The organism is Streptomyces toyocaensis (assembly GCF_000725125.1).
Taxonomy (GTDB): Bacteria; Actinomycetota; Actinomycetes; order Streptomycetales; family Streptomycetaceae; genus Streptomyces; species Streptomyces toyocaensis.
Genome location: NZ_JFCB01000001.1, coordinates 290,349 through 313,592, shown reverse-complemented (window position 1 = coordinate 313,592; position 23,244 = coordinate 290,349). Strand labels below are relative to the sequence as shown.

Here is a 23,244-nt window from a genome sequence, read left to right as displayed (position 1 = left end):
CGACCGGGGCGACCTCGTCCGCCTCATCCACGGTAGGGAAGCCACTTCATCCCGTCGGGCGAGGACACCAGCCCGCCAGGGAAGACAGGCTCCTCCGGTGCGGCGTCCTCGCCGAGGACCGCCTTCATCTGGACCTGGCCGCCCTCCTGCATCACCTGCTTGACCACGTGCGACTTGAACAGCGGCACCATGTCCCCGTCGTCACCGCCCGCCATCTGGTCGACGGCGCCGGCGAACTCGGCGCTGCGCTCGGCGAGCCTGGACGCCGCGAGCGCCGTCTCGCCGGACGCCACCCCGCCGACCAGGTCCACGAAGGACTCGAACTCCGTGTGCTCGTTGTTCGTGACCTTCTTGGCGTGCCAGAAATACGATTCCTCGTTCACGTTCATCTGGTAGAACGACACGAGGAACTCGTAGAAGACCCCGTATTCCCGACGGTACCGGCCCTCGAACTCGTCGAAGGCGGTCTTCTCGTCCAGGTCGCCCGCGAGCACGCTGTTGATCGAACGGGCGGCCAGCAGGGCGCTGTAGGTCGCCAGATGCACGCCGGAGGAGAACACCGGGTCGACGAAACACGCGGCGTCGCCCACGAGAATCATTCCCGGGCGCCAGAACTTCGTCTGGTGGTAGGAATAGTCTTTGCGTACCCGCAGTTCCCCGTAATTCCCGGTCGTCACCCGACGCGCGTCCGACAGATACTCCGCGATCAGCGGACATTCGGCGATCAGGGCGTTGTAGGCCTTTTCCCGGTCGCCCTGGATCTTTTCGGCCATTTCGCGGCGGACCACCACGCCCACGCTGGTGAGCGTGTCGCTCAGCGGAATGTACCAGAACCAGCCGCTGTCGAAGGCGACGCTCAGAATATTGCCCGAATAGGGCTCCGGAAGCCGTTTGCCGTTCTCGAAATAGCCGAACAGGGCCAGGCTGCGGAAGAACTCCGAGTATTCGCGAGTACCACCGACGCTGGCGTGCAGCCGGCTCTTGTTGCCCGACGCGTCGATCACGAAACGCGCGCCGACCTCGTGCTCACCGCCGTCGGAGTCGGTGTACCGCAGGCCGGTGACCCGGTCGCCCTCCTCGACCACCGCGGTGACCGAGCATCCCTCGCGGACCGTCACACCCTTGCTCTTGGCGTTGTTCAGCAGGATCTCGTCGAACCGCGCCCGTTCCACCTGATAGGCGAACGAGGTCGGCCCGGTCATCCGCGGGGACACCGCGAAGGAGAACGTCCACGGTTCCGGCCTGGCACCCCAGCGGAAAGTACCGCCGCGCTTCACCGGGAATTTAGCCGCCGCGAGTTCATCGGTGACACCCAGCAGCCGGCACACCCCGTGAACCGTGGACGGAAGTAATGACTCGCCTATCTGATACCGCGGGAATACCTCTTTCTCCAGCAGCAGCACTCGGTGGCCCTGCATGGCGACCAGGGCGGCCACGGTCGAACCCCCCGGTCCGCCTCCCGCCACCACAACGTCGAACGTTTCCACCGACATCTCCCACCATCCCTCGATCGAGTCTTTCGCAATTGTGCTGGGCAACGGATCGCCGCTCAAGCCGTCCATCCGGTCACCACGTGACCATCAGCCTGCTGATTCCATATGCGGGGGTGCTCAGCCGGAACTCGGTCGCCCCGTCGGGATCCGCCAGCCGCAGGTCGGGAAAGCGTCGCCACAGCGCGGTATAGGCGATGCGCAGTTCGAGGCGGGCGAGAGCGGCTCCCAGACAATGGTGAACACCGTGCCCGAACGCGACATGGGGGACGGCCTCCCGGGTGACGTCGAGGCGATCCGCGTCCGGCAGCAGGGCGGGGTCGCGGTTGGCCGTCGGGAGAGAGCAGAGGACCGTCTCCCCCGCCTTGATCACCTGGTCGCCGACGGTGCTGTCCTCGATGGCGGTCCGGGGCGTCGGAGCATAGGGGACCGTCAGGTACCGGATCAGCTCGTCGACCGCCCGCTCCGCCGCCGGGACGTCGCCCCGCAGCGCGGCGATCTGCTCGGGGTTCCGCAGCAGCGCCAGCACGCCCAGGCCGATCATGCCCGAGATGTTGTCGTCTCCGGCCAGCATCATCTGTACGCAGACGCCCCTCAGCTCCTCATCGGTGACCGTGTCGCCGTGTTCGGCGACCACCATGCCGATGAGCCCGTCGCCGGGGTCCTTCCGTTCCCTGGCGACCATGGTCACCAGGTAGCGGGAGAACGCCTCGCCCGCGGCCGCCCGCCGCCGGCCGCTGAGCGAGGCGTCGAGATGCCGGTGGCAGAGCTGGAGGAACATGGCGCGGTCGTCCCGCGGTACCCCGAGCAGCTCGCACAGCACGGGGCCGGGCACCTCGTCGGCGAACAACTCGATCAGATCCGCGGGGGACCCTTCCCGCTCCATCTCGTCGAGGCGTTCCGTCACGATCTGCTCGATGTACGGGGCCATCCGCCGTATCTTGCGATGGGTGAACCCCGGGGCCAGCAGGCGCCGTAGCCGGGTGTGCTCCGGAGGGTCGTAGTCCATCAGGTTGCCGACCAGCTCGCGGGGCCGGAAGACGCCCTTCCCGCCGATCTCGTCGTTCCGGTCGAAGCGGCGGCGCGTGCTGAACCTCGTGTGGTCCCCGAGCACCTGCCGGACGACGTCGTGCCCGGTGGCCAGCCAGGTGTGCTCGGCATCCGCTCCGGATCCGAGCCTGACCCGCGTCAGCTCTCCGGCGGCGCGCAGCTCGTCGGCCGGGTCGAAGCCCTGCCGGAGCGTGTGGATCGGAGGCCGGTCGTCACCACTCAACGGGAAGCTCCTCCACGGCGAAGGGCGCGGGCCGGCCGGGCTTGAACCGCAGGTCCTCCTCGGGGACGGCGAGCCGCAGCGACGGGAACCGGCGGAGCACCGCCGGCAGGGCCACCCGTAGCTGGAGCCTGGCCAGCGGTGCCCCGAGACAGTGGTGGATGCCGTATCCGAACGCCATGTGCTTCGGGTTCTCACGGGTGATGTCGAAGTGTTCGCCCTGCGGACGGTTGACCGCCATCATGGAGCAGGTCAGGACGTCTCCGGCCCGGATGTCACGTCCGGCGACACTCACGTCCTCGAGAGCGACCCGGGGGGCCGGGGCCTCGACGATCGAAGCGTGCCGCAGCAGCTCCTCGGTCGCGCCGTCGACGAGCTCGGGATGTTCGCGAAGCAACGCCATCTGGTCGGGATGGGTCACCAGCAGGAGCACCGCGACCGCCAGCTGGGCAGCCATCTGCTCGGCGGCCATGATCAGGTTGCCCTCGGCGAGCCCCGCCAGTTCCTCGTCACTGACCTCCGCCCCGTGCTCGCGCACGATGACACCGATCATCCCCTCGCCGGGATCGAGGCGCTTGCGGGCCGCCAGCTTCTGGGTGTAGTTGACGACTCCCATCCCCGAAGAGGTCCGCTGCCGAGGGAGCCTGCTCTCCCTGCTCTCCCGGATCATCCGCGACAGCTCGGCCCGGTCGTCGCGGGGGACGTCGAGGAACTCACAGGCGATCAGCGCCGGGATGGGCCAGGCCGCGTACCTGACGAAGTCGACCGGCGACCCCACGTCCTCCAGGTCGTCCAGGCATTCTTCGACGATCTCCTCGATGCGGGGCCGCAGCCGTTCCATCCGCCGGGCGGAGTAGGCCGGGGCCACGGTCCTGCGCAACCGGGTGTGGTCCGGCGGGTCGTACGCCTGCAGGATTCCCGGCAGCAGGGCCCGGTCGGCCTCGTCGTCGACCGGCCGCATGGAGCTGAACCGCTCGGGATCGGCGAGGATGTCCCGAACCTCGTGGTACCCGGTGACCAGCCACTGCTTACGGCCGTCCATCCCGGGCTCGGTGTCGTATTCGTGCAGCGGCCCCTCGTTCTGCAGGTCGTGGAACTCCGGCACAGGATCGAGCCGGTGCCGCCGGTGCGGCAAGGGAAGTGCCATCGGTACTCCTCTGTCCGGTGCTACCAGTCGAGCAGCAGGGCTTCCACATCGAACGGCGGCGGCCCCAACGTGATCTCGCGCTGCGGATCGGCGAGCCGCAGGGTGGGGAAGCGGTGCGCCAGCGCCGGAATCGAGACCTTGAACATCAGCTCGGCCATGGCCCTGCCGAGGCAGTGATGGATGCCGTGCCCGAACGCCAGATGCTCCGCCTTCTCCCGTGTGATGTCGAACTCGTCCTCCGCACTCGGGTAGTTCGGGCGGTTGGCGGCCAGCAGGGAGCACGTGACGGTGTCGCCGGCCTTGACGAGCTGGTTCCCGATCCGCACGTCCTGGGTCGCGACGCGCGGATGGGTCTTCTCGTCGGTCGTGAGGTACCGCATGGTCTCGTCCAGCCACTCCGGTACGGTCTCGGGCTTCTCCCTGAGCAGAGCGAACTGCGCGGGCTGTTCGACCATCAGCCACGCGCCCGCCGCGAGGAGACGGGCCACCTGGTCGGCGGCAGCGCCCATGACGAACGCGGCCACCCCCGTCAGCTCGGCATCCGTGATGGCGTCACCGTTCTCGCGCCCCACGATGCCGAACAGGTCGTCGCCGGAGCCGCGGCGCGACTGGGCGACATGCTGCTTCATGTAGGTCATGAACTTGTTCCCCGCCGCGGTGCGCCGCTTGTCCGACCGGTCGGTCCGGCTGGCGAGGAGGATCCGTGCCAGGTCCGCCTGGTCGTCACGGGGAATGCCGAGGAAGTCGCAGGTCGCCGGCGTCGCGATGGCCCATCCGAAGTGCGGGACGAAGTCCACCGGGCCGCCGAGCGACTCGATGGTGTCCAGGCTGTCCTGGACGATCTGCTCGACCCGCGGCCGGAATTTCTGCATCCGGCGGTGGGAGAACGCGGGCACCACCATCCGGCGGAGCCGCGTGTGCTCCGGCGGGTCGTACTGGGTGAGGAAGCCCGGCCAGGTGATGCCGGCCGCGGTCCCTCCGTAGAGCAGGCGGGCGCTGAACTTGTCCGAGCCGAGGACCTGCCGGACCTCGTCGATCCCGGTGGCGAGCCACGCGGTCCGCCCCTCGGTGGAGTCCTCGGTTCCGAGGACGGTCAGGCCACCCTCCTTCATCAGGGAGTGGAGTTCGGGCACCGGATCGAACCGGTCCCTCCGGTGCAACTGCGACGCCCGGACGACGTTGATCTCCTCGAACATGCCGCGGGTCCTTTCGTCTCATCCGGCCGGCGTACGTGGAACAAGGGTCTCCGGGCAGCCGGACGGGCGTCGAGCCCGTCCGACTGCCCGACCTGAGCGGTTGGACACCCTCTCAGCCGCCGATCTCCGCGATCAGGCTCTTCGGCCGGAGGTCGGTCCAGTTCTCCTCGATGTAGGCGAGGCAGTCCTGGCGGCCGGCCTCGCCGTGCACGGAGGTCCAGCCGTCCGGCACCTCGGCGAAGGCGGGCCAGAGGGAGTGCTGGCCCTCGTCGTTGACGAGCACGAAGAAGGAGCCGTCCTCGTTGTCGAAGGGGTTGGTCATGGTGGTCCTTTCCCGCTACGGCCGCGGCCGGAGCTTCTCGGCGACGACGGCCCCGATCCGGGCCAGCGACGCGGGCTGCATCATCTCGTTGTGGTCGACGGGGATCTCGTGGTGTTCCACGGTCCCGCTGGTCAAGGGCTGCCAGCTGGCGATCGCCCAGTCGACGGGCATGTGCGGGGGACGGTCCTTCGAGGCGACGAACAGCAGGACGTCGCCGGCGAAGCTCGGGGCCTCGTGCCTCGGCCCGACCTCGGCGAGGTTCCGCATGACCTCTTCCAGGCGGGCCCGGGCTCCGTCCCCCCTGACCAGCCCGGCGGCGAGCTCCATCTGCTGTTCCTTCAGCTTGTCGACGGCCGCCTGGGTACGCCCGTCGCCGCGTGCCTTCTTCCCCATGTAGGTGGGATAGGCGTCGAGCAGCGCGAGCACGCCGACCTGCTCGCCCTCGGCCTCGAGCAGCGCGGCCATCGCCTGCGCGATCCGCCCGCCGAGGGACCAGCCGAGGAAGTGGTAGGGCCCGGTGGGCTGCACGGTGCGGATCTGCGAGACGTAGTCGGCCGCCATCTCGTCGACTCCGCCGGGCAGGGCCTCGGTGCGGGCCAGGCCGCGCGCCTGGATTCCGTAGACCGGCTGGTTCGACGGGAGTTCCCGCAGCAGCGGCCCGTAGTTCCAGCTCAGGCCGCCGCTCGCATGGACGCAGAACAGCGGCGGACGGTCGCCGCCGGGACGCAGCGGCAGCAGGACCTCGAAGTCGCCCGCGGCGGTCTTCGCCGCGACGCTGGATCGCCGCCGCTCGCCCAGGAGGGTCAGGGTTCCGGCAGCGGACCAGCGGGCGAGCGAGCCGGTGCGCAGCATGCGCCGCCCCTGCGCCCCGAACGGGCAGGCCAGGCTCCGGTCGGCCGGGACGGCGTCGACCGCGGGGCCGGTGACGTAGAGATCACCGACGGCTCCGGGCGCGACGGGGAGCAGCCGGTCGTCGAGCACGAGCGCGCCGAGCGGGCCGTCCTGGGCCAGGTCGGCGACTGCCGGGGGCACGGACCCGGTCCACACGGCCGGGGCCTCGGCCGGACGCTCGCGCTCGGCGTCGTCCAGCAGGATGTCCAGATCGCTGACGCGCCGGTCGGGGTCCTCCGCCACCTGTTCCAGGACGCGGACCAGCCGTCGTGCCAGCGATTCGGCCGTGGAAGCGTCGAACAGGTCGACGGCGTAGCGGAGTTCTCCGTCGATGCCGTCGCCGTGGTCGTCCTCGTCGCGGTGCTCGGTGAGCTTGAACGCGAGGTCCAGCTCGATGGCCTCGGGCCGGCCGGGTTCGACACTGGTGCGCAGGGCAGGCAGTCCCGTCGCGTCCCACGCGCCGGTGTCCTCCTCGGCCACGTCCAGGGACACCTGGAACACGGGGTGGCGGGAGAGCGAAGCGGGCAGCTCAAGCAGATCGGCGATCCGCTCGAACGGGACGTCCAGGTTCTGGCGGGTGTCCCGGACGGTCTCCTGCACCCGGGCGACGACCTCCCGGAAGGTGGGGTCGCCCGCGACGTCGGTGCGCAGGGGCAGCGGCCGGGCGAACGGCCCGATCATCGGCTCGAGGTCGATCAGGTCCTCGTCCCGCGGCAGCGTCGTGCCGATCACGAGGTCCTCGCCGGCGCCCAGTCGGGTCAGCAGCATGGCGAGCGCGGCATGCACCAACTGGTGGGCGTCCGCGCCCGCCGAGTCCACGGCCGCCAGCAGTTGGGCGTGCGGGGCGCCGTCCAGCCGCAGGGCGACCGCGCCCGCCCGCCGCGACGGGATGGCCTGACGCGGACGGTCGAAGGGCAGGACCGTATCCCCGTCGATGCCGGCGAGGTGGTCCCGCCAGAAGGACGCCTGGTCGTCGATCAGGCTTCCCTGCTCGCGTTCGCCCTCGCGCAGCCGCTGCTCCCAGATGGCGTAGTCGGCGAACTGGAGGGCCAGTGGCGCGCGCTCCGGGACCCGGCCCGCGCGCCGCGCGCCGTACGCGGCCCCCAGGTCCCGGAAGTACACGTCCAGCGAGTCGTCGTCGGCGGCGATCCGGTGCACCGTCAGCGCCAGCACGTGCTCCCGCTCCGCGAGCGCGAAGAGGTCGCAGCGCCACGGCATGTCACGGGTGAGGTCGAAGGGCTGCCGGGCCCGTTCGGCGAGAAGCCCGGGGAGGTCCTCCTCGGCGGCCGGAATCGGCGTCAGCTGAACCGTCGCGGAGTCGTGGACGTGCTGGTGGACGGTCGTGGCCTGGCCGGGGAAGGTCGTCCGGAGGATCTCGTGCCGGGACGCGACGTCACCGAGCGCCGCCTCCAGCGCGGGCACGTCCAGTCGGCCGCGCACGCGCAGCGCGACCGAGGTGTGCATGCCCGCGGTCGTCTCTCCGGGACGGGCCAGCAGCCAGGCGCGGAGCTGTCGGGCGGTGAGGGGCACCTCCTCCGGCCGGGTGGCGGCGGCCTCCAGCGCGGGACGTGACTTCGCCGCCAGCGCCCGGGCGATGCCCGCGGGCGTGGGCGAGGAGAACAGCTGCCGGATGGGCAGATCCGCGCCGATCTCCTCGCGGATCCGCGCGATGAGACGCATGGCCAGCGCCGAGCTGCCGCCCAGGTCGTGGAAGGCGTCGTCGACGCCCACCCGCTCCACCCCGAGGATCTCGGCGTACAGCGCGCACAGCACCTTCTCGGTCTCGCTCTCGGGCGCCTTCTCCGAAGTGCGTCCCGCGAGGTCGGGGGCGGGCAGGGCCCGGCGATCCACCTTGCCGTTCGCAGTGATGGGCAGGCCCGGACGGACGACGATCGCCACGGGGACCATGTAGGAAGGCAGGACGAGGCTCATCCGCTGCCGCATCTCGTCGACGTCGGCCTCGCCTCCGTCGGTGACGACGTAGCCGACCAGACGCCGCTCGCCGGGCTGGTCCTCGCGCGCCATGGCGACCGCCTCGGTCACTCCCGGCTGGGCCGCCAGCACGGCTTCCACCTCGGCCAGCTCCACCCGGAAGCCCCGGATCTTCACCTGGTCGTCGGCCCGCCCGACGAACACCACCTCCCCGTCGCGGTTCCAGCGCGCCAGGTCTCCGGTGCGGTACATGCGCTCACCGGCCCGGAACGGGCATGCGACGAACCGTTCGGCCGTCAGGTCCGGCCTGCCGAGGTACCCGCGGGCCAGGCCGGTACCGACGATGTACAGCTCGCCGGTGATTCCCGGCGCGACCGGCTGCAGGAAGGCGTCGAGGATGTAGATCCCGCGGTTCGCCATCGGGCGGCCGATCGGCAGCTCACGCCCGATCCCGTCACCGGGCTCGATCGGCTTCCACGTCGCGCACAGGGTGGTCTCGGTCGGCCCGTAGGTGTTCCTCACCCGGAGAGCGGGCTGGGCCCGCCGCAGGTTCTCCACCGCGAAGGCGGGAACGACGTCTCCGCCGGTGCCGACCTCGGTCAGGCCGGTGAAGCATTCCGGTGACGCCTCCGCCAGGGCGCGGAAGGTTCCGGCGGTGAGGTGGAGGGCGGTCGCGCCCCGTTCGACGGCCCGGCGCACGCCGTCGGCGTCCACCACTCCCGGCTCGGCGAGCAGGATCCGGCCGCCCGTGGCGAGCGGCACCCACATCTCGTAGAGCGAGGCGTCGAAGACGTGCGTCGCGTGCATCAGCACGCCGTCGTCGGGACCGATCCGCCAGCCCGCGTCGCCCGCCAGACCGGCCACTCCCCCATGGGTGACGGCCACGCCCTTCGGGACGCCGGTGGAACCGGAGGTGTACATCACGTACGCCAGATCGTCCGCGCCGACCCGGATCTCCGGAGCGGTGCCGGCCTGTTCGTCGACGGCCGCGCGGGTCTCCGGCGCGTCGAGGACGATCGCGTTCTCCGGCGCGGCCGCCTGGGTGGCGATCGTGCACACGACGGTCGAGACCCCGGAGTCGGCGAGGATGAGCGCGGTCCGCTCAGCCGGATTCCCCGTGTCGATCGGGACGAACGCGGCGCCCGCCTTCCAGATCGCCAGGAACGTGATCACCAGGTCGGCGGACCTCTCCATGACCACACCGACCAGGGCGCCGCGCCGGACGCCGCGACCGGTGAGGTATGCGGCCAGCCTGTTCGAAGCCTGGTCGACCTCGGCGTAGGTCAGGTCCGTGCCGCTCGCATCGGTGATCGCCACCGCGTGGGGTGCGGTGTCCACCCGCCGCCCGAACAGCTCGACCACGGACTCACCGGGCACCGGGCCAGCGGTCGCGTTCCACTCGTTCACCACCATGGCGCGCTCGGCTTCGCTCAGCAGGGTCAGCCGGCCGACCAGGACGTCGGGCTCGGTGACCAGCCGTTCCACCACCCGGACGAACGCGCCCAGGACGGATTCGGCGACCTCCCGCTCGAACAGGCCCCGGTCGTAGTTGAGAATGACCGGCATCCGCTCGCCCGGCCCGGTGACCAGGGTGAACGGGTAATGCGAGGAGTCGCGTCCCTTTCGCACGGGGCGCATGTTCAGGCCGTCGTCCGCCGGCCGGTCGAGTCCGGTGCGGGGGAAGTTCTCGTAGACGACGAGCGTGTCGAAGAGCGCTCCGAGTCCGGCGACGGCCTGTGCCTCCTGAAGGCCGAGATGCTGGTGGGCCATGAGCGCCGACTGGTTCCGCTGCAGATCGGCCAGCAGATCGACGGCCCGCCGCCCGCCGTCGAGCCGGACGCGCACCGGCAGGGTGCCGAGCAACATGCCGACCATCGACTCGACGCCGGCCAGCTCGGCCGGCCGTCCCGAGACGGTCGCGCCGAACACCACGTCGGTGCGGCCTGCCAGCTGCGACAGCACGACACCCCACACACCCTGGACGACGGTGCTCAACGTGAGGTCGTGGCCGCGGGCCAGCTGTGCCAGATCGTTCGTCAGCTCCGGGGAGAGCTCGGTCATCACCGTGTCGATGTCCGGTATTCGGCTCGGATCGGCCGGGGCGACCGTGGTGGGGGCGTCCAGGCCGGCGAGCTCCTTCCGCCAGGCGGCCCGGGCCGCCTCCTTGTCCTGGCGGCCCAGCCAGGAGAGATAGTCGCGGTAGGAGGCCGTGGCCGCCAGCCCGGACGGGTCCCCGCCCGCCGCGTAGATCGCGGAGAGCTCGCGGTGAATGACCGGCATCGACCAACCGTCGGCCAGGACGTGATGAAGGGTGTGCACGAGCCGGTGGCTCTCCGGGCCGAGCCGGATCAGGTGCAGCTTCGTCAACGGGGCCGTCTCGAGACGGAACCGCTCGGCCAGCTCCTCCTCCGCCAGCCGCCCCACCTCGTCGTCCGCCAGGTCGTCCGGGAGTCCGGAGAGGTCTGTCTCACGCCACGGGATCTTGACGTCGCGTAAGACGACCTGAACCATCTGCGCGCCGCTGACGTACCGGAAACAGACCCGCAGCGCGGCGTGCCGGTCCAGGAGCGCCTGCCAGGACCTCTGCAAACGCTCGGAGTCCAGCGGTCCCTCGATGCCGTAGACGGACTGAACGGTGTAGGTGTCGGGGCCGTCCTTGTCCAGAGCCGTGTGGTAAAGCATTCCCTCCTGCAGCGGCGACAGGGGCCAGACGTCTTCCACGCCGGAGCGCGGCTTTGCACGAGTGTCGTCAACAGTCACGATCTGCTCCTTGTGGAGGTCATCCATCGGTCGGCCCGCTTTGGAGTTGGTCCATCTGGTCGGGCGAGAGAGCCAGGAGCATGCCGTCGTCGGACTCCGGCTCCGAGCTCTCCTCGCCCTCGGCCGGGAGCTCCTTGGCGAGCGCCGCCAGCCGTTCGGGCGTCTTCTCCTCGAACACTTGCCAGGGGGTCACTTCCAGCCCTTCGCGGCGGAGCCGGGCCGACAGCTGCATCGAGCTGATCGAGTCGCCGCCGATCTCGAAGAAGCTGTCGTCGACTCCGACCCGTTCCACCCCGAGGATCTCGGCGAACACCGCGCACAACAGCTCCTCGACGGCCGTGCGCGGACCCCGTCCGGAGGAGTTCCCGGCGAGGTCGGGGGCCTGGAGTGCCCGGTGATCGACCTTTCCGTTCGGGGTCAGGGGCACCGCGTCCAGCGGTACGAACGCCACCGGCCTCATGTGCTCGGGCAGGCGTTCGGCCGCGGTCTCGCGGAGAGCTGCGATCAGTTCGTCGGCCGGCTGCGCGGCCGCCGGCACGACGTACGCCACCAGCCGCTTCTCGCCGGGGCCGTCCTCACGAGCGACGATCACCACCTGGGCGGCTCCCGGATGGTCCGACAGCACGGCCTCGATCTCACCCGGCTCGACCCGGTAACCGCGCACCTTGACCTGCGCGTCGGCCCGGCCGACGAAGACCAGCTCTCCCTCCCGGGTCCAGCGGGCCCGGTCGCCGGTGCGGTACATCCGGCCCCCGGAGGAGAACGGGTCGGCGACGAACCGCTCCGCGGTCAGGCCCGGACGTCCGAGGTACCCGCGCGCGAGCCCTGCCCCGGTGACGTAGAGCTCACCGGCCACGCCGGGCGGCACCGGCTGCAGGAAGGCGTCGAGCACGTACGCCCGCATGTTGGCGATCGGGCGGCCGATGGGGGGCGCGTCGCGTCCCGGAGACAACGGTGCGCTCATCGTCACGCACACGGTGGTCTCGGTGGGCCCGTAACCGTTGATCATCCGGCGGTCCCCCGACCAGCGGTCGACCAGAGCGGGCGGGCACGCCTCACCGGCGACCACCAGTGTCTCGAGGCTGTCCGGCAGGTCCTCCTCGACGGCCAGCACGCTCGGCGGCACAGTGACGTGGGTGATGCGCCACCGGCGCACCGCGTCGCCCAGCGACACTCGCGGCGGCATGCTGTCGGGGTCGGCCAGCACCACGGTCCCGCCTGACAGCAGGGCCATGCACAACTCGGAGATCGCGGCGTCGAACCCGAGGGACGCGAACTGCAGGACGCGTGAGGAGGATGTCACGCCGAAGCGCTCGATCTGCGCGCCGGCCAGGTTGCCGAGCCCGGCATGGGTGACTTGGACGCCCTTGGGCGTACCCGTGGACCCGGAGGTGTAGATCACATACGCTCCGTCGCCCACCGCCACGGCCGGCAGCGCCGCACCCGGGTCGGCGGCGGACCGCTCGTCCAGTACGACCACGACGCCCGCGAACCCGTCCGGCACGGCTGTCCGGGTCGCCTTCGTGCACAGCAGCACCTCGGGGGCGGAATCCGTCAGCATCAGCTCGATCCGTCCGGCGGGATACTCCGGGTCGACCGGTACGAACACCCCGCCCGACAGCGACACGCCGAGCAGGGCCACCACCAGCTCCGCCGACCGTCCGACCAGCACACCCACGCGCGTTTCCCGCCGGACGCCCAGCCCCGCCAGCAGCCGCGCCAGATCCTCTGCCTCTTCCAGCAGCCCCCCGTACGACAGCTTCCGATCCGCGTCCTCCACCGCGATCGCGTCCCGCGAGAGTTCCGCCCGGCGGCGGAACAGTACGGGCAGCGGCTCCGGCACGAAGGGCGCATCGGTGGCGTTCCACTCCTCGACCACCAGGCCGCGCTCCGTCGGGCCGATCAGGCCGACCCGGCCCACCAAGGTCCACGGATCGGCCGCCACCTGCTCCAGTGCCCGGACGACCGCCGCCAGCATCTCCTCCGCCCGGGTCCGGTCGAAGACGTCCGGACGGTAGATGAACTCGCCGTGGACGCCGCCGTCGTGGGAGGCGCGCATGGATATCGGGTAGTGCCCGCTGTCGTTCGGGATCCCCGCGGGGCGCATGACGAGCGCATCGGGGTCCTCGGACGGGAGCGGCGGGCGGGGGTAGTTCTCGAACACCACGATGGTGTCGAACGCGGCGCCCTGCCCGGCGAGTTGCTTGATCTCCGACAGCCCGACGTGCTGATGCGCCATCATCGCGACCTGACGCTCCTGCAGCCGCGTCAGCATGTCGAGGAACGGTTCACCGCCGTCGAGGCGGGCCCGGACCGGCAGCGTGTTCATGAACAGGCCCACCACGGACTCGACGCCGGGAATCTCGGGCGGCCGCCCGGCCACCGCGGAGCCGAAGACCACGTCGTCCCGGCCCGTCAGCCGGGCCAGGAGCAGCGCCCAGATTCCCTGGAAGAGGGTGTTCATCGTGACGCCGTGCCGGCGGGTGAACTCCACCAGCCGGCGGCTCAGGTCCTCGTCCATGTCGAACCGGAGTCGCTCGGGCTCGACGGGCGCGGTGACGGCGTCCGGCGGCACGACGTGAGTGGGCTCGTCGAGCCCGGCGAGCTCGCTCCGCCACGCCTGCCGGGCGGCTTCCTTGTCCTGGCGGGCGAGCCAGGCGAGATAGCTGCGGTACGACGTCGGGGCGGGCAGGGACCGGCCGTCGCCGCCCGATTCGTAGGCCGCCGTCACGTCGCCGGACAGGATCGGCAGGGACCATCCGTCGCAGGAGATGTGGTGGGAGGCGAGGGCCAGCCGGTGGCTGCGTTCGCTGATGCGCATCAGGTGCAGGCGCAACAGCGGGGCCCGATCCAGTTCGAACCGGTCGGCATGCAGTTCCTCCGCGAGTCGCTCGGCCTCCGCCAGCGCCTCGTCCTCGGGCAGGTGCGACAGGTCGGTCTCTGTCCAGGGCAACACCACCTCACCTGCGATCGCCTGCACGGCCTGGCCGGACCCGAGCTGGTGGAAACTCGCCCGCAGCGCGGCGTGCCTGTCGAGGAGGGTCTGCCAGGACGCCCGGAAGCGAGCGACGTCCAGCGGGCCGTCGAGGGCGAGGGTGCGGATACCCGCGTACACATCCGGGCCTCGCTCGTCGACGGCGTGGAACAGCAGTCCCTCCTGGAGCGGGGAGAGCGGCCAGATGTCGGCGAGTCCCGGAACGGCGGCCTCGATCTCCTCCACGTCCTGCTGCGTCAGCGCGGTGAGGGAGAAGTCGCAGGGGGTGTGCCCACCGGCTCCGAGGGCGGCGTGCGCGGCGAGTCCGGACAGCAGGTCCAGCCAGGCCCGGCCGAGCGACTCCGCCTCGGCTTCGCCGAGGATCCGTCCGGCCCAGGTCAGGGTCAGCCGGAGCTCGGGTCCGTCCGGGGAGTCGAGGACGACGGCGTCGACCTCCACGGCGTGGCGCAACGGCGCGTGCTCCTCCGCGGCGCCGCCGATGGTCCCCGTCATCTGCCAGGGCTCCGGATCTCCCTCGGGGCGGGAGGAGAAGCGGCCCAGGTAGTTGAACCCGATCTCCGCCTTCGGCAACGCCGCCAGGACCGGTGCCGTCTCCGCGTTCAGGTGGCGCAGCACACCGTAGCCGAGGCCACCGTCGGGGACGGTGCGCACGTTCTCCTTGACCGCCTTCAGCAGGCGGCCGGCCGCCTCGCCACCGGCGATCACCTCGTCGGTGTCTATCCCGGTCACGTCCAGCCGGACCGGGTGGATGTCGGTGAACCAGCCGACCGTCCGCGAGAGGTCCAGCTCTCCGACGGGCCGGCGGCCATGGCCTTCGACGTCCACCACGACGGCGTCGCCACCGCGCCACCGGGTGACCGCGCCCGCCAGCGTGGCCAGGAGCACCTCGTGGACACCGCAGTGGTAGGCCGAGGCGGCCTTCCCCACGAGCACGCCCGCCCGGTCTCGCGGCAGGGTCCAGGACCGGCGTCCCGCGGTCGCGATGGTGTCGCGCGCGGGGTCGAGGGAGGCCAGCCGCGGTTCCGCCTGGTCGAGGATCTCCGTCCAGGTCCCGAGTTCCGCGGCCCGGACCGCGGCCTGATCGGCCAGTGTCCGCGCCCAGCGCCGGAACGGGACCTCCACCGGGTCGAGAGCGGGCTCCGCGCCCGCGCTCACGGCCTCACATGCCGCACGCAGGTCCAGCAGCAGGATCTGCCACGACACCGCGTCGGCCACCAGATGGTGCGCCACCAGCACGATCCGACCCACACGGCCGGGTCCGGCGTCCACCCACACCGCCCGGATCATCACACCGGCAGCGGGATCCAACCTCGCCGCCGCCTCCCTGGCGCACCGGTCCGCGATCTCGTCGATGTCGCCGGTGTCCGCGTCGACCCGCTCGACCAGACCGGCCGCGTCCACCGCACTCCGAGCGGACACGACCATGCCCGGCTCCTCGCCCGCGGCCGTGACGATCCGGCTCCGCAGCAGATCGTGGGTGCCGATCACCGCGCCCAGCCCGGCCGCCAGCGCGTCCACCGACAGGTCGCCGGGAGCGCCCACGGTCACCCACTGGGTCAGGGCCCCGCCGGTCAGCGCGCCGGGGTCGCGTTCGATGAGCGCCCGCATCACCGGCGTCCACGCGACCTCGCCGACGTCGTCGGCGAGCTCTGCCCGCGGGGCGCCGCCGCGCTCGGCGACCGCCGCGATGGCCGCGGGTGTCTCCTGCTCGAAGACGTCCTTCGCGCCGAAGACGACGTCGGCGCGGCGGGCCCGGGCTGCCAGTTGCATGGAGAGGATCGAGTCGCCGCCCAGTTCGAAGAAGCTGTCGTCGGCCCCGACCCGGTCCAGCCCGAGGATCTCGGCGAACAGTGCGCACAGCACCCGCTCCGCCTCGGTGCGCGGCTCGCGGCCGGCGGGCTTCGCGGAGAACTCGGGAGCGGGCAGGGCCTCGCGATCGATCTTCCCGTTGATCGTCAGCGGGAAGTCGTCCAGGACCACCACCGCGGCCGGGACCATGAACTCGGGCAGCCGCGCCGCGAGGTGTTCGCGGAGCGCTTCGGGGTCCAGGACCTGGTCCGGTTCCGCGATCGCATAGGCGATCAGCCGCTTCTCACCCGGACCGTCCTCCCTCGCGACGACGACCGCCTGCGCGACCTGGGGAGCCTCGGCGAGCACCGTCTCGATCTCCGTCGGCTCGACCCGGTAGCCCCGGATCTTCACCTGGGCGTCGGCCCGTCCGGCGAACAACAGCTCGCCCCGGTCGTTCCGGCGTGCCAGGTCGCCGGTGCGGTACATCCGCTCGCCGGGGACGAACGGGTCGGCGACGAACCGCTCCGAGGTGGCGCCGCGGGCCCCGAGATAGCCGAGCGCCAGACCTACGCCGGCGAGGTAGAGCTCACCGGTCACGTTCGGGGCGACCGGCTGGAGGAAGGCGTCGAGCACGTACGCCCGCCGCCCGGCCAGAGGGCGGCCGATCGGCAGGACGTCGCCCGGCTCGTCCCCCGGCTCGAGGAGATGCCAGGTGCCGCACAGTGTGGTCTCGGTCGGGCCGTAAAGGTGCCGGACCCGGACGTCCGGGCAGGCCCGGCGCAGCTGTGCGACGGAGGCGAGGGGCACCACGTCTCCGCCGGTGAGGATCTCGCGCAACCCGTCGAAGGAGCCCGGCGACTCCTCGGCCAGCACCCGGAAGCTCCCGGCCGTCAGATGGACGGTGGTCACGCCGCGTGCGACCGCCTCCCGCAGGCGCTGCGTGTCGACCGCGCCCGGCTCGGCGACCATGACGCGGGCACCGCGGACCAGCGGCGCCCAGATCTCGAACAGCGACGCGTCGAACGCGTGCGAGGCGTGCATCAGGACGCAGTCGTCGGCATCGAGTGCCCAGCCGGGGTCGCCGGCCAGGGCCGCGACGCTTCCGTGCGGCACCACGATGCCCTTGGGCTCCCCGGTCGATCCCGACGTGTACATCACGTAGGCGGCGTCGCGCGCCGTGACCGTCGGCGTCTCGTGCCTCGTTTCCCCGGCCCACGGCGCGTCCACGGGCACGGGCTCGAGCCCGTCCGGCACCGCGTTCCGGGTCCCCTCGGCGCAGACCGCCACCGTCACGCCGGCGTCGGCCAGCATCCGCTCGATCCGAACCGGCGGGTAGTCCACATGCACCGGGACGTAGGCGGCGCCGGCCTTCCAGACCGCGAGGAATGCGACGAACAGGTCCGCGCCGCGCTCCAGCACCACGCCGACGTGGTCGCCGCGGCGCACGCCCGTCTCGGCCAGACGCCCTGCCAGCCGGTCCGACTCCCGGTCGAGGTCGCCGTAGGACAGGGTGCGGTCGCCGTCGACGACGGCCACCGCGTCCGGCGTGCCTGCCGAGCGCCGCCGGAAGAGTTCCACCACCGACGCACCGCCGGCGGCCTCGCCGGTCGCGTTCCAGCGCTCCACCTCGGACGTGCGTGTCGCGTCACTCGTCACACCCAGGCGCCCCACGGGGAGCGAGGGCTCGGCCGCCACCCGCTCGATGACACGCACAACCTGCCCGGCGACCTCGGCGGCGGTCCTCTCGTCGATCCGGTCGGGCCGGAAGGACACGCGGATCTGCAGGCGCTCTCCGGGACTGGCGCTCATGGTCAGCGGGTAGCCGGTACCGGTCCGGGTGACGGCCGAGCTGATCGTGACACCGCCGTCGTCGCCGAGGCCGGCCGCGTCGAGCGGGTAGTTCTCCACCATCATGATGGTGTCGAAGACCGCGCCCGGTCCCACCGCCTTCTGGATCTCCGACAGACCCATGTACTGGTGTTCCGTCAACGCCGCCTGGCGTCGCTGCAGATCCTGGAGCAGCTCCAGGACCCGCAGGCCGCCGTCGAGGCGCACCCGGACCGGAACGGTGTTGATGAACATCCCCACCATCCGCTCCACGTCCGGTACGTCCGCCGGGCGGCCCGACACCACCGTGCCGAACGCCACGTCCGTCCGGCCCGCCAGCCGGGCCAGCACCAGGGCCCACGCGCCCTGCACGATCGTGCTCAGCGTCAGCCCGTGGCCGCGGGCGAAGTCGGTGAGCGTCCGGGTCGATTCGGCGGACAGCCACGCGCAATGCTCCTGCGGCATCACCATCGCCCTGCCCGCGTCGGCGTCCACCACGGTCGGCTCGTCGGACCCGGCGAACTCCGACCGCCAGGCCGACAGCGTCGCGTCCTGCTCCTGACGGCTCAGCCACAGCAGGTAGTCACGGTAGGAGGGTGACGTCGACGGGCCCGGTCCGCCGGCGTAGCCGGAGGACATCTCGCCCAGGATGATCGGCGTGGACCAGCCGTCCAGGAGGACATGGTGCGACGTCAGGACGAGCCGGTGCCTGTTCTCGCCGAGACGGATCAGCAGCAGCCGGAGCAGCGGCGGGCGGGTCACGTCGAACCGCTCCGCCTGGTCCTCCGCGAGAAGACGTTCGACCTCGGCGGCCGCGTCGGCCTCGCCGAGATGTGACACGTCCGCCTCACGCCAGGGGATGTCGGCCTCGCCCACGACGACCTGCACCGTCTCACCCGAGCCGAGCTGGTGGAAGCTCGTCCGGAGCGACTCGTGCCGGGCGACCAGCGGCTGCCACGCCGCGCGCAGCCGTTCCGGGTCGAGCGGCCCGTCCAGCTCCAGGATCCGCTGGCTCTGGTAGACGTCCACGCCCTCCTCGTCGAGGGCCCGCTCGAAGAGCATGCCTTCCTGCAGGGGCGACAGGGGCCAGATGTCGGTCAGCCCGGGCGCGGCGGCCTCCAGCTCCGCCACGTCCCGCTGCGACATGTCGACGAGGTCGAAATCGGACGGCGTGTGGCCTCCGGCGCCGGGATCGGCGGCGTGGGCGGCGAGGCCGGTGAGCATCTCCAGCCAGGCCTCCCCCAGCCGCTCCACCGTGTCGGGGTCGAGATCCCGGCCGTCCACGGTGAGCCTCACCTGGGGACCGCCCGGCGTGTCCTGCACCCTCGCGCCGACCTCCAGCGCATGGGCGAGGACCAGGTCGGGGGCGTCGGCTCCCGCACCGAGCGGCCCTTCGACGACCTGCCACGGGGTGTCCGGGGAGGCGGCGGCCGACCGGCCGAGATAGTTGAACCCGATTCTCGGGGACGGCAGTTCGGCCAGCCTGGCCCCGGTGTCGGGGTTGAGGTGGCGCAGCAGTCCGTAGCCGAACCCGTCGCCCGGAACGGCGCGGACCTGCTCCTTCACGGCCTTCAGCAGCTCCCCGGCCGCCGCGTTCCCGGCCGCCGCGGCCGCCAGGTCGAGGCCGGAGACTTCGAGGCGGACCGGGTGGACGCTGGTGAACCAGCCCACGGTGCGCAGCAGGTCCTCGCCGTCGGCCGCGTGGCGGCCGTGGCCCTCCAGGTCCACCAGCACCCCGGCGTCACCACCGCGCAGGCGCGCCACCGCGCCGGCCAGGCCCGCCAGCAGCACCTCCTGGACCCCGCAGTGGAAGGCTCCCGGGGCCTGACCCACCAGGCTCCGCGCCGCGGATCCGGACAGTGTCCAGGACCACGAGTGCGGCCGCCCGGCGTGCTCCTCGGGGAACGGGTCCGCGCCGTCGAGGACCCCGACCCAGTGATCGATCTCGGCGACGGTACGCTCGCTGAGCGCCTGCTCGGTCAGCCGCCTCGCCCACTGCCGGAACGACGTCGTCGCAGGTTCGAGAGACGCGGTCCCTCCGGAGATCACCTGTTCATAGGCTGTCCGCAGATCCGGCAGCAGGATGCCCCACGAGACCGCGTCGACCACCAGGTGATGCGCCACCAGCGCCAGCCGGCCCGGCTCGGCGTCTCCGGCATCGATCCACACGACCCGCACCATGGTTCCCGTCGACGGGTCCAGGACGCCCGCGGCCGTCCCGGCCTCGCGTCCGGCGATCTCGTCGAGGTTCGCGGTCGCGGCCGCCACCCGTGTCACCAGTCCGGCCGCGTCCACCGTGCCGCGACCGGGCACGATCAGCCGTCCGTCGGACTCCACCCGGCCGCGCAGCTGGTCATGGGTGTCCAGCACCGCTTGCAGGGCCGCCACCAACGCGCTCCGGTCGAGGCCGGGCGGGGCGACCACGACCCGCGCCTGGGCGAAGCCGGGGCGCTGCGCGTCGGCTCCGAGGGCGCGCATCACCGGCGTCCAGGGAATCTCCCCGATGCCCGCGTCCGCCTCGAAGCGGCCCGACCGCGTCGTTCCCGCCACTCGCGCCAGTCGTTCGGGGGTCCGCTGCTCGAACACCTGCCGGGGGGTGAGGGCGATTCCCTCACGGCGGGCGCGGGCGGCCACCTGCATCGAGGAGATGGAGTCCCCGCCCAGTTCGAAGAAGCCGGCCTCGACCCCGACCCGTTCCAGGCCGAGGACCTCGGCGAACACCCGGCACAGGATCCGCTCGACCTCGGTGGCCGGATCCCGGCCCACCGACTTCGACGCGAAGTCCGGGTCGGGCAGGGCCTGCCGGTCCACCTTCCCGTTGACCGTCAGCGGCAACTCGTCCAGCACGATCACCGCCGCCGGGACCATGAACTCGGGCATCGTCTCGGCGAGCCGCTCCCGCAGCCCCGCCGGGTCGAGGTCCCGCCCCTCTTCCGCGACCACATAGCCGATCAGACGCTCGTCCCGGGCCAGGACCACGGCCTGACCGACGCCCGGAAGCCCGGCGAGGACCGCCTCGATCTCTCCCGGCTCCACTCGATAGCCGCGAATCTTCACCTGGTCGTCGGCACGTCCGCCGAACACGAGCGTGCCCTCGTCCGTCCAGTGGGCCAGGTCACCGGTCCGGTACATCCGCTCGCCGGGGACGAAGGGATCGGCGACGAACCGCTCGGCCGTCAGAGCCGAACGGCCCAGGTAGCCACGCGCGACACCGGCCCCGGCGACGTACAGTTCGCCCTTCACGCCCGGAGGAACGGGGCGCAGGAACGCGTCCAGGACGTGGACGCGCCGGCCGGCGAGGGGACGTCCGATCGGCAGTACCCCTCCGGCCTCGTCGCCGGGCTCGAGCAGCCACCAGGTCGCGCACAGCGTCGTCTCCGTCGGGCCGTAGAGATGCCGCACCCGGATGTCCGGGCACGCCCGCCGTACGCGCCGCACCGCCGCCGGCGGCACCTCGTCCCCGCCGGTCAGCACCTCGCGAAGCCCGGCGACCGACTCCGGTGACTCCTCGGCCAGTACCCGGAAGGCCCCCGCGGTCAGGTGCGCGGCCGTGACGCCGGCCGCCACGTACCGGGCCAGGGCCTCCCCGTCCACCGCGCCCGGTTCGGCGATCATCATTCGGGCGCCGGACAGCAGGGGCACCCAGATCTCGAACAGGGAGATGTCGAAGGCGTGGGAGGCGTGCGTCAGCACGGTGTCGCCGGGCCCGATCTCCCACCGCGGCTCCCCGACCAGCGCCGCCACGTTGCCGTGCGACACCGCGACGCCCTTGGGCGTGCCCGTCGACCCCGAGGTGTACATCACGTAGGCGAGGTCGTCGGCTGAGACCTGCACCGAGGGGCGGGCGCACTCCGCGACGGCCCGCCGGATCTCCGGATCGTCCAGGACGATCGGATCGAGCCCGCCGTCCAGCACGGCCGCCCGGTTCGCGGCCCGGCACACCACCACGGCCGGATCCGCGTCCGCCAGCATGACCTTCACGCGTTCCACCGGGTAGCCGGGGTCCACCGGCACGAACGCCGCCCCCGCCTTCCACACCGCGAGCAGCGTCGCGATCAGGTCGGTCGACCGCTCCATCACCACGGCGACCCGATCACCACGCCCGACGCCCCGCCCGGTCAGGTAACCCGCGAGCCTGTCCGCATACCCGGCCAGGTCTCGGAACGACGTCGTCCGGTCTCCGTCGACGATCGCCGTCTCGTCTCCGCGACGCTCCGCCTGGCGATCGAACAGGACCAGCGGCAGGTCGCCGGGCTCGGCGCCGGGTGCCGTGCCCCACGCGCTCACCAGGTTGCGCTCGGCGGCGGTCGTCACAGCGAGGTCGGCCACGGTGGTCTCGTGGTCGGCCGCCAGGTGGCGCAGAACCCCCTGGAACCGCTCGATGACGGAGAGGGCCGCGTCCGCGTCGAAGAGGTCGGTCAGATGGTCGAGCTTGAGGAGCATCGTGTCGCCGGGGACGGCGACCAGCGTCAGCGGGTAGTGGGCGGCCTCCCTGCCCTGGTTCACCCGAACGGTGAAGGTCTCGGGGGAGTCCGGTTCACCGAGGTCGCGGGGAAAGTTCTCGAAGACGAGCAGGGTGTCGAAGATCGCGCCGGGGCCGGCCGCCTTCTGGATCTCCACCAGACCCACGTACTGGTCCGGGATGAGCGCCGACTGCCGCCTCTGCAGCTCCGTCAGCATGCCGATGACCGGCGTGGCACCGTCCAGCCGTACGCGCACGGGCACGGTGTTGAGGAACAGCCCCACCATGCCCTCCACGCCGGGCAGGTCCGCCGGGCGTGCCGAGACCACCGCCCCGAACACCACGTCCGTCCGGCCCGACAGCTGCGCCAGCACCAGCGCCCACGCGCCCTGCACCACGGTGTTCAGCGTCAGCCCGTTGCTGCGGGCCAGGTCTTCCAGCGATCGGGTGAGGTGCTCGGGGACCTCGACGGTGATGCTCTCCGGCATGCCGGGCGCTCGGCCCGGGTCGGCCGGCGCCACCAGGGTCGGGTCCTGAGCGCCGCGCAGCTCCGCCGCCCATGCCGCCAGCGCCCGCTTCTGGTCCTGCCGGTTCAGCCAGGCGAGGTAATCCCGGTAGGACGCCACTTCCGGCAGGTCCGGCGAACCGGTGCCGGCCGCGTACAGAGCCTGCAGCTCGTCGAACACGATGGGCAACGACCAGCCGTCCATGACCGCGTGATGGCAGGTCACCACCAGCCGGTGCGTGGCGTCGTCGAGACGGATCAACGTGAGGCGCAGCAGCGGGGCCTTCGCGAGGTCGAACCTCCGCAGCCGGTCCTCCTCGGCGAGCTCCCGCACCGCCTCGTCGGGATCGTCGAGGTGGGAGAGATCCACCACCCGCCACGGCAGGTCCACCCCGCTCGCGACGACCTGCACCGTCTCACCCGTCGCACGCTGCCGGAAGCAGGCCCTGAGCGCGGCGTGCCGGGTGAGCAGCGTCTCCCATGCCGTGCGTAACCTGGCCGGGTCGACCGGACCGTCCAGCTCCAGGATCCAGTGACCCAGGTAGACGTGGGGCCCTTCGTCGTCGTAGACCGTGTGAAACAGCAGGCCTTCCTGCAGTGGCGACAGAGGCCAGATGTCCTCGATCCGCGACTGAGCCATCGAAATCTCCCTCGAT

The 23,244-nt window shown here is 71.7% G+C and carries 7 protein-coding genes; all 7 read right to left on the bottom strand.

What is annotated here, in order from left to right:
* Positions 1–23: 23 nt before the first annotated feature.
* Entirely contained in the window at positions 24–1,493 is a 1,470-nt protein-coding gene (locus BU52_RS01275) for a tryptophan halogenase family protein (RefSeq protein ID WP_037926419.1), read from the bottom strand.
* A gap of 73 nt (positions 1,494–1,566) precedes the next feature.
* Positions 1,567–2,763, bottom strand: a complete 1,197-nt coding sequence (locus BU52_RS01270) for a cytochrome P450 (RefSeq protein ID WP_037926416.1) — start codon at positions 2,761–2,763, stop codon at positions 1,567–1,569.
* The gene (locus tag BU52_RS01265) at positions 2,753–3,907 is read right to left on the bottom strand and encodes a cytochrome P450 (RefSeq protein WP_037926413.1); all 1,155 of its coding nucleotides are present in this window, start codon (positions 3,905–3,907) and stop codon (positions 2,753–2,755) included. Before BU52_RS01265 ends, BU52_RS01270 begins: the two co-directional genes overlap by 11 nt.
* A gap of 20 nt (positions 3,908–3,927) precedes the next feature.
* Positions 3,928–5,103 (bottom strand): cytochrome P450, encoded by a 1,176-nt coding sequence (locus BU52_RS01260; RefSeq protein ID WP_037926410.1) that lies wholly within the window; start codon positions 5,101–5,103, stop codon positions 3,928–3,930.
* Positions 5,104–5,215: 112 nt separating this feature from the next.
* Positions 5,216–5,425, bottom strand: coding sequence for an MbtH family protein (locus tag BU52_RS01255; protein WP_037926407.1), 210 nt, complete (start codon positions 5,423–5,425; stop codon positions 5,216–5,218).
* A gap of 15 nt (positions 5,426–5,440) precedes the next feature.
* The gene (locus BU52_RS01250) at positions 5,441–11,035 is read right to left on the bottom strand and encodes a non-ribosomal peptide synthetase (RefSeq protein ID WP_200881137.1); all 5,595 of its coding nucleotides are present in this window, start codon (positions 11,033–11,035) and stop codon (positions 5,441–5,443) included.
* Entirely contained in the window at positions 11,028–23,228 is a 12,201-nt protein-coding gene (locus BU52_RS01245) for a non-ribosomal peptide synthetase (protein WP_037926404.1), read from the bottom strand. The genes BU52_RS01250 and BU52_RS01245 overlap by 8 nt, the downstream gene beginning before the upstream one ends.
* Between the last annotated feature and the right edge of the window lie 16 nt (positions 23,229–23,244).

Coding starts and splice junctions, on each gene's coding strand:
- BU52_RS01275 (WP_037926419.1), bottom strand. CDS start 1,493: ATGTCGGTGGAAACGTTCGACGTTGTGGTGGCGGGAGGCGGACCGGGG.
- BU52_RS01265 (WP_037926413.1), bottom strand. CDS start 3,907: ATGGCACTTCCCTTGCCGCACCGGCGGCACCGGCTCGATCCTGTGCCG.
- BU52_RS01260 (WP_037926410.1), bottom strand. CDS start 5,103: ATGTTCGAGGAGATCAACGTCGTCCGGGCGTCGCAGTTGCACCGGAGG.
- BU52_RS01255 (WP_037926407.1), bottom strand. CDS start 5,425: ATGACCAACCCCTTCGACAACGAGGACGGCTCCTTCTTCGTGCTCGTC.
- BU52_RS01250 (WP_200881137.1), bottom strand. CDS start 11,035: ATGGATGACCTCCACAAGGAGCAGATCGTGACTGTTGACGACACTCGT.
- BU52_RS01245 (WP_037926404.1), bottom strand. CDS start 23,228: ATGGCTCAGTCGCGGATCGAGGACATCTGGCCTCTGTCGCCACTGCAG.